The 7,648-nt window shown below is 62.3% G+C and carries 7 protein-coding genes; 3 read left to right on the top strand and 4 right to left on the bottom strand.

Going from position 1 to position 7,648, the window contains the following annotated elements; translation table 11 throughout:
• Nucleotides 1-74: 74 nt before the first annotated feature.
• Together Q1J79_RS00315 and Q1J79_RS00320 are read right to left on the bottom strand one after the other, a co-directional pair.
• Nucleotides 75-1,640, bottom strand: a complete 1,566-nt coding sequence (locus tag Q1J79_RS00315; protein ID WP_300295142.1) for a TRAP transporter large permease subunit — start codon at nucleotides 1,638-1,640, stop codon at nucleotides 75-77.
• Between the two features lie 6 nt (nucleotides 1,641-1,646).
• Complete coding sequence (locus Q1J79_RS00320) at nucleotides 1,647-2,210, bottom strand: TRAP transporter small permease subunit (RefSeq protein WP_300295143.1); 564 nt, start codon at nucleotides 2,208-2,210, stop codon at nucleotides 1,647-1,649.
• A gap of 233 nt (nucleotides 2,211-2,443) precedes the next feature.
• Between Q1J79_RS00320 and Q1J79_RS00325 the strand changes: the two genes are divergently transcribed.
• Both Q1J79_RS00325 and Q1J79_RS00330 read left to right on the top strand, forming a co-directional pair.
• A complete protein-coding gene (locus tag Q1J79_RS00325; protein WP_300295145.1) occupies nucleotides 2,444-3,013 on the top strand; it encodes a hypothetical protein in 570 nt (189 codons plus the stop codon).
• A gap of 107 nt (nucleotides 3,014-3,120) precedes the next feature.
• Nucleotides 3,121-4,296, top strand: a complete 1,176-nt coding sequence (locus Q1J79_RS00330) for a hypothetical protein (protein ID WP_300295146.1) — start codon at nucleotides 3,121-3,123, stop codon at nucleotides 4,294-4,296.
• 33 nt (nucleotides 4,297-4,329) lie between these two features.
• On the opposite strand, the gene Q1J79_RS00335 is transcribed toward Q1J79_RS00330, so the two are convergent.
• Nucleotides 4,330-5,520, bottom strand: a complete 1,191-nt coding sequence (locus tag Q1J79_RS00335; RefSeq protein WP_300295148.1) for a pentapeptide repeat-containing protein — start codon at nucleotides 5,518-5,520, stop codon at nucleotides 4,330-4,332.
• Nucleotides 5,521-5,827: 307 nt separating this feature from the next.
• On the opposite strand from Q1J79_RS00335, the gene speB reads away from it, so the two are divergent.
• The gene (speB, locus tag Q1J79_RS00340) at nucleotides 5,828-6,868 is read left to right on the top strand and encodes an agmatinase (RefSeq protein WP_300295150.1); all 1,041 of its coding nucleotides are present in this window, start codon (nucleotides 5,828-5,830) and stop codon (nucleotides 6,866-6,868) included.
• Between the two features lie 3 nt (nucleotides 6,869-6,871).
• Here the strand turns inward: speB and Q1J79_RS00345 are convergent, their stop codons facing one another.
• Entirely contained in the window at nucleotides 6,872-7,627 is a 756-nt protein-coding gene (locus Q1J79_RS00345) for an SDR family oxidoreductase (protein WP_300295152.1), read from the bottom strand.
• Nucleotides 7,628-7,648: the final 21 nt, after the last annotated feature.

Here is a 7,648-nt window from a genome sequence, read left to right on the forward strand (position 1 = left end):
GTAAAAAAATGGCCGGCCCCTTTGGTGGGGCCGGCCATTCCATTTCAGGGCGTATCCCGCGACGGAAACCCTTATTACTTCGGTTCGGTGGTTTCCTCTTCCTGCTCGCCGAAGCCCATATCCGGGTCTTCTTCTTCCTCTTCGGCATCACTGGGCGAACCATCGCTGTCCTGCGCGGGCGCGGCACCCGGGGCAGCCTCATCGCTTCCGTAATCCGGAATTTCAAGCTGCATTTGCATCTCGATTTCCGCCTCGTTCAGTTTCGGCCCGCGGTCCAGCATCGAGGTGACCATTTCGGGGAAAGTAATCACCAACGCGACCATGATGATCTGGATGCAAACGAAGGGCACCGCGCCCCAGTATATTTGCCCGGTCGTGATCTTGGGGATCAGCTTGCCGGTCACCTTGTCGATGTAATCGGCCACCGGCGCCACGCTGCGCAGATAAAACAGCGCGAACCCAAAGGGCGGATGCATGAACGAGGTCTGCATGTTCACGCCCAGCAATACGCCGAACCAGATCAGGTCGATCCCGAGCTTCTCGGCAGCCGGGCCAAGCAGCGGTACCACGATGAAGGCCAGCTCGAAGAAATCGAGGAAGAAGGCCAGCAGGAACACCATGATGTTGACGACGATCAGGAAGCCCAGCTGGCCGCCGGGCAGGCTGGTCAGAAGATGCTCGACCCAGAGGTCGCCGTTCACGGCCCGGAAGGTCAGGCCGAACACGGTGGAGCCGATCAGGATGAAAATCACGAAAGCCGACAGTTTGGCCGTGGTATCCATCGCCTGACGCAGCAGCGACCAATCCAGCTTGCGCTTGATCAGCGCCAGGATCAGGGCGCCCGCGGCACCCATGGCGCCACCTTCGGTTGGCGTGGCAATACCCATGAAGATCGTGCCCAGCACCAGGAAAATCAGCACCAGCGGCGGCACCAGCGACACGATCACGCGGATGAACAGCTGCATGCCGCGCAGCGATCGCGCTTCCAGCGGCAGCGCCGGAGCGGCATCCTTTCTGATCATCGTGATCAGAAAAACATAGCCGGCATACAGGGCCGACAGGATCAGGCCCGGGATCAGCGCGCCAGCATACATGTCGCCGACCGAACGGCCAAGCTGGTCGGCCATCACGATCAGCACCAGGCTGGGCGGAATGATCTGCGCCAGCGTACCGGATGCGGCGATCACGCCGGTCGCCAGCCGCCGGTCATAGCCATAGCGCAGCATGATGGGCAAGGAGATCAGGCCCATCGAGATAACGGAAGCTGCCACCACGCCGGTGGTCGCGGCCAGCAGCGCGCCAACGAAGATCACCGCATAAGCCAGGCCGCCGCGCATCGGCCCGAATAGCTGCCCGATCGTATCGAGCAGGTCTTCCGCCATGCCGGACCGTTCGAGGATCAGGCCCATGAAGGTGAAGAAGGGAATCGCCAGCAGCGTATCGTTGCGCATGATGCCGAACACGCGTTCGGGCAATGCCTGCAGCAGGGCCGGCGTCAGCAGGCCAAATTCGATACCGATAAAGGCGAAGATCAGGCCGTTGGCCGCCAGGGCGAAGGCCACCGGGTAGCCGAAGAGAAGGAAGAAGACCAGCACCACAAACATCAGCGGTGCCAGGTTGTCGATCAGGAACTGAATCATGTGTGATTACTCCGCCGCGCCTTCAACCGGACTATGGGCATCCTGTTTCTTCGGCGCCGGATTCGGGATCAGGCCCTGCAGAAAGGCGATGCGTTTGATCAGTTCAGAAATGCCCTGCAGCACCAGCAGCAGGAAACCGAGCGGGATGAGCGCCTTCACCGGCCAGCGGATCAGGCCGCCGGCATCGCTCGACAATTCGTGGCGGACGAACGAGTCGACCAGCACGGGCCAGGACAGATACATGATGATGATCGAGATCGGCAGCAGGAACAGCACGGTGCCGATGATATCGATCCAGATGAGCGTCCGTTCGGAGAAGCGGCTGACGATCACGTCAATCCGGATATGCTCGTTGCGCAGCAGGGTGTATCCGGCGCAGAGCATGAATACGGCCGAGAACAGATACCACTGCACCTCGAGCCAGGCGTTTGAGCTGGTGTTGAACCCGTAGCGGACAACGGCATTGCCCGAACTGATGATGACGGCCACCAGAATCGCCCAGTAGACGATGCGGCCAACGGCTCCGTTCAGGCCGTCGATCAGACGGCTGAGTGTCAGCAGGATATTCACATGACCTCCCTACCCCGACATCCCCGGCGCAGGGCCGCATGGATGGTAAAAAGCACCTTGGCCGCAGCGGTTACCCCCACTGCACCGGCTGGTCAACCCCACGGCTGTGGAACGACCCTGTTTTTTATGCCCCCTGTTAAGGCGGGCCGGTTATAGCAGATCGGCTCCGGGAAGCGAAATATTTGTTGGCCGTGAAACAGGTTATCAGAAAATTATGAGACTGGGCCGCATCCTTGTCAGAAAATTTCGCAGTTCGGCTGTGCAAATTTAAGGCTTGTAAACCAATAACCCGGGAAACTACTGGCGCACCCCGGGGTTGTGTCGCATTATACAAAGACGCCATCATCGGACGCCAGAAAGGACCGTCTTTTACTATGTGGCGCAGCGTCGTGAAACGAGCCTCCAAACGGCCGGCCGAGCCTGACCTGGCGCCGACCCCGCGTGACCGCGAGCGGGTCGATGGCATCATCAACAAGATCTCCGAGGAGACCCTGCTGGTCTTCGACCTGCTGAAAGACGGCATGGTCAAGGAAGCCTCGTTCAAGACGGTCGAGGAAAGCATAACGCGGCATTGCATCCTCTCCACGTTCGAACAGGTCCGGGCCGACGCTTTCCGCGATGCAGCAGGCCTGGCGCGACATCAGGCAAAACGGTTTGCCGAAGCCGCGCTCGAAATGCCCGAGCCGCAGCAGAGGCAGTTCGTGCTGTCTGTATCCCAGGCTTTCGAACGTTTTGCCAAACAATTGCAAACCGTTGAACAGAAAGCACTGGCTGACAAACAACGCCGGGAAAAACAGGATTGACTGCGATGACAGCCTTGCCAAATCCGGCCCGTCGCGCAAAGATTCACCACTCTTAAAACTTGAAATTACCAACCGAACTGGCGGGGGATTGTATGGCATTTGGGTCGATGTTCGGTTCGCGGGCCTATGCTTACGAAATTTATGTTCTGGTGGATGGCCGCTGGCGGCTGGACAAGCGCCTTGAAGGCGACGCCAAGATGACCCAGCACGCCAACGAGCAGATGGAAAAATCCGCCATTGCCCAGGCCAATGCCCTGCTCAACATGGGCGATTTTGCCGCCGTGAAGGTTATGCGTTCGCGCGAACGTTCTGACGGTTTCGGCACCCAGTCTGAAATCTTCAACAAAACCGCGTCGGCCAAACCCAAGGCCATGACAACGCGGCCGTTCAAGGGCGTTTTCCCGGTCTGCGAAACGCTCTACGACTTCGCCCGGCGGCCGGCGGCGAAGGGGTTCAGCGCCGTCTTTCGCGAATTCCTCGACAAGCAGAATGCGACTTCGATCGAAATGCTGCATTCGCCACAGCATCAGCGCAAACTGAACGACATGAGCAATTTCATGCGGGCGGGCCTCTATGCCCTGGCCGGCGCGCAGACCCAGCCGAACCTGCCGAGCCAGGGCGAACGCAGCAAGAAACTGGAAGCCCTGTTCGACAAGCTGATCCAGCGCACCCGCGATGCGATGGCGGAAAAGAACCTGCCGGCATTCGAGAACAACGATTTCGCCAGGCTCTACGAGCGGCTTGCCGCGCGCATGAAAGATGACGAGCTGCGTTTCACCTATTTCTTCCAGGTCACCAAGGTGACCCAGAGCATGTCGAGCTATGCCGCGCGGCTCGATATCGTGCTGGCCGACATGATCGACCGGCCGATGAACGGCAATGGCGCGCTGCTCGATGAGCTGGCTGCGTCCTGCCTGGATTCAACGTCCCTGATCCAGGATCTGCTCGGCTCCCGCCCGGGCCTGTCCGAAGCCCTGATCGCGCTGGCTGATCTTTCAGCCGGCAAGCTGCAGATGCCGGCGAAGCCCGATATCGTGCTGGAAAAGCTCAATCGCGTGCTTGGCGAAGGCCGCCTGCCCTGCTGCGTCGACACGCTGTGGGAGCGCATCCTGTCCAACCTGAATTCCAAGGCCCTGCTCAGCAAGAACGAGCCGCGGAAGGAATGGCAGATGTCGCGCGCCCTCAACCAGAAACTGATGGCTGTTGTGCCGGAAAGCTACAAGGAATCCATCGAGCACGCCGGCCGCATGCGCATCGAACGCGCACGCAACATGGAAAACTGAGCCAGTCTGCCGCCGCCCAGTCTACCGCCGCGGTTAGCCCTGCGGCGGCATTTGCGCTCCGGTCGTATCGGCGCCGTTCAGGTCGGTATTGACCATCTTGGCATCGGTCATATTGGTGTTGATCAGCCGCGCCCTGGTCAGCTTGGCATCGATCAGGTTGGCGCCTTTCATCAGGGCATCCGAAAAATCCGCCTCGGTGGCGTCGGCCGCCGCGAGGCTGGCCGACCAGAAACGGCCGATCGGCTTGCCATCGGGACCACGCAGCGGCACCTGGCCAAGCTGCGCCCGTTGCAGAATGGCCTTGTGCAGGATAGCCCGCGCCAGGTTGACGCCATTGGCCAGCGCGCCAATCAGGTTCGCGCCGGTCAGATCCGCCTCGGACAGATCGGTCATCACCAGATTGGCATTCTGCAGCTTCGCGCCTGCCAGCTTGGCGCCTTTCAGGTTGGCGCCGCTGAGGTCTTTGCCCGACAGGTCGATGCGTTCCATGCTCAGACCGGCAAGATCGGCGCGCGAACCCTCCTTGCCGTCGGTCTTGATCCACTTCTCGTGTTCCTGAAGGATATTCGCCACCGTATCGCCGAAGCTGGAGACATCGACAAACAGCTCCGCGCCGGCGAAGTTGGCGGAATCCATGTCGACGTCTTCGAGGATGGCGCCCTTCAGGTCGGCGCCCTGGAAATCGGCGCCGTCGATCAGCGCCAGCGACATGTCGACGCCGCGTAGGCAGGCGCCCTTGAAATCCGCACCGGCCAGGTTGGCCTTGCGCAGCGAAACCTTGGTCAGATTGGCGCGCGACAGGTTGGCGCCGGCCAGGTTGACGCCGTTCATGTTTGAACCGGTCAGGTTCGAGCCGCGCAGGTTGGCTTCCGTCAGGTCGGCACCGGAGGTATTCGCCTTCGGCTTCTTGCCGCTGGAATCCGCCGCGCCAAAGCCGACCCCGTCATCGGATGCCTGCATCAGCGCGCCGCCGCGGAAATCAACGCCCATCAGGCGGGCGCCGGCCAGCGTCGCCCCACGCATCGAGGCACCACGCAGATCGGCCTTCGAGAGGTCCGAGCGCGACAGATCAGCCCGCTCGAGATTGGCGGCGAACAGATCGGCCTCGGAAAGATTGGTTTCAACCAGCACCGCGCGGGACAGGTTCGCGCCGGACAACTTGGCGGCCCGCAGGTCCGCCCCGCTGAAATCATAGCCCTGGAGATCGGCCAGAGAGAGATTCAAACGGGCTCCACGAGGACGCTTGAGCAACCACTCCCTGTGGCGGCCGAGCATCCGTTCTACTTCCATCGGGTTCATTCTGACCCTTTGCCCCCTCTAGCCTAACTGTCGGCGTACCTGATACTTCGACTTATGTCTTTGCGATATAAATATTTCGTCAATTTTAGTGTTTTTCTCAGGCTCCGCAATCTTTCCGGCCACCCGGCCGCGCAATGACCGTCCGGCGAGGCAGGAGCGACAAATGTTTGAGACACCCATCCAAACTTCATAGACTTAGCCGGCGCCTCTCCTCCATTGGTATAACCCAGCCATGACCGATCCAGCGAAACTGAAGGCCCTGCGCGAGAGATTCGCCGCCGCAAAAGGTGGGGATATCTTCGATCCCGCCTTCCGCGCCGTGGCCGAGCAGCAGTTCAGCGCCGGCGACCGGCGGAAATGGCCCTTCTCGGATGTCGCCACCTTCCTGGACGCGCCCTACCGGCCGGAGGATTTCGCCGGCCTGGATTTCGCCCTGATCGGCGTGCCGATGGACCTGGGGGTGACCAACCGCGCCGGCGCCCGGCTGGGACCGCGCGCTGTGCGTGCAGTCGAACGCATCGGGCCGTGGGAGCATGTCCTCAGGATGGCACCGCAGGCCGGCTGCAAGGTGGCGGATATCGGCGACGTGCCGCTGCGCAGCCGCTTCAGCCTGGAAAGCTGCCACGAGGATATCGAAGCCTTCTACCGCCGCGTGGCGACCGCCGGGGTGATCCCGCTGTCGGTGGGTGGCGACCATTCGGTCACCTGGCCGATCCTCAAGGCCCTGGGCGCCGAGCGGCCGGTGGGCCTGGTGCATATCGACGCCCATTGCGACACGTCCGGGCCTTACGAGGGCTCGAAATTCCACCATGGCGGGCCGTTCCGCATGGCGGTGCTGGACGGCGTGCTGGACCCCGAGCGCACCATCCAAATCGGCATCCGCGGCGGGGCGGAATACCTGTGGGAATTCTCCTACGAGTCCGGGATGACGGTGATCCATGCCGAGGAGGTCGCCGCGATGGGCATCCCGGCGGTGATCGCCAAGGCCCGCCAGGTGGTGGGCGACGGGCCGGTTTACGTGTCGTTCGACGTGGACGGCCTGGACCCGGCCTTCGCGCCCGGCACCGGCACGCCCGAGATCGGGGGCCTGAGCACGGCCGAGGCGCTGGCGATCCTGCGCGGCCTGATCGGGCTGGACGTGATCGGCGGCGACGTGGTGGAGGTGGCGCCGCAATATGACGGCACCACCAACACGGCGCAGGCCGGCGCGCAGATGCTGTTCACGATCTTCTGCCTCGCCCGCGCAGCGTGGGAAAAGCGGAAAAAGAAATAGAAATCAGCCGCGCCCGACGAAGGGCATTTTGGTGGCCATCACGGTCATGAACAGCACATTGGCGTCCAGCGGCAGGCTGGCCATGTGCACCACGGCATTCGCCACATGCTCGACATCCATGCGCGGCTCGGCCCGCGTGGTGCCGTCGGGCTGCAGCACGCCGGCCTTCATGCGCTCGGTCATCTCGGTGGCCGCGTTGCCAATGTCGATCTGGCCCACGGCGATATCGTAGGCGCGGCCATCCAGCGAGCTGGCCCGGGTGAGGCCGGAGATGGCGTGTTTGGTGGCGGTATAGGGCGCCGAGAACGGGCGCGGCGCATAGGCCGAGATCGAGCCGTTGTTGATGATGCGGCCGCCGCGCGGGGTCTGGTCCTTCATGATGCGGAAGGCTTCCTGCGTGCACAGGAACGGCCCGGTGAGGTTGACGTCGACCACCGCCTTCCACTGCTCATAGGACAGGTCTTCCAGCGGCATGGCCGGCGTGCCCATGCCGGCATTGTTGAACAGCACATCCAGGCGGCCGAAGGCCTGCTTGGTCTTGGCGAACAGGGCCTTCACCTGGGCATGGTCGCCCACATCGGTGGCCACCGCCACGGCGCGCGCCCCCTGGGCTTCGGCCTCGCGGGCAGCCTGCTGCAGCGGCTCCAGCCGCCGGCCGGCCAGCACCACGCTGTAGCCGGCTTTTGCCAGCGCAATGGCCGAAGCCTTGCCGATGCCGGTGCCCGCGCCGGTGACCAATGCAACCTTTGCCGTTGTCATTTCTGGGTTCCTCCAACCTGT

Source organism: Ferrovibrio sp., from assembly GCF_029255545.1.
In the GTDB taxonomy this organism is placed as follows: domain Bacteria; phylum Pseudomonadota; class Alphaproteobacteria; order Ferrovibrionales; family Ferrovibrionaceae; genus Ferrovibrio.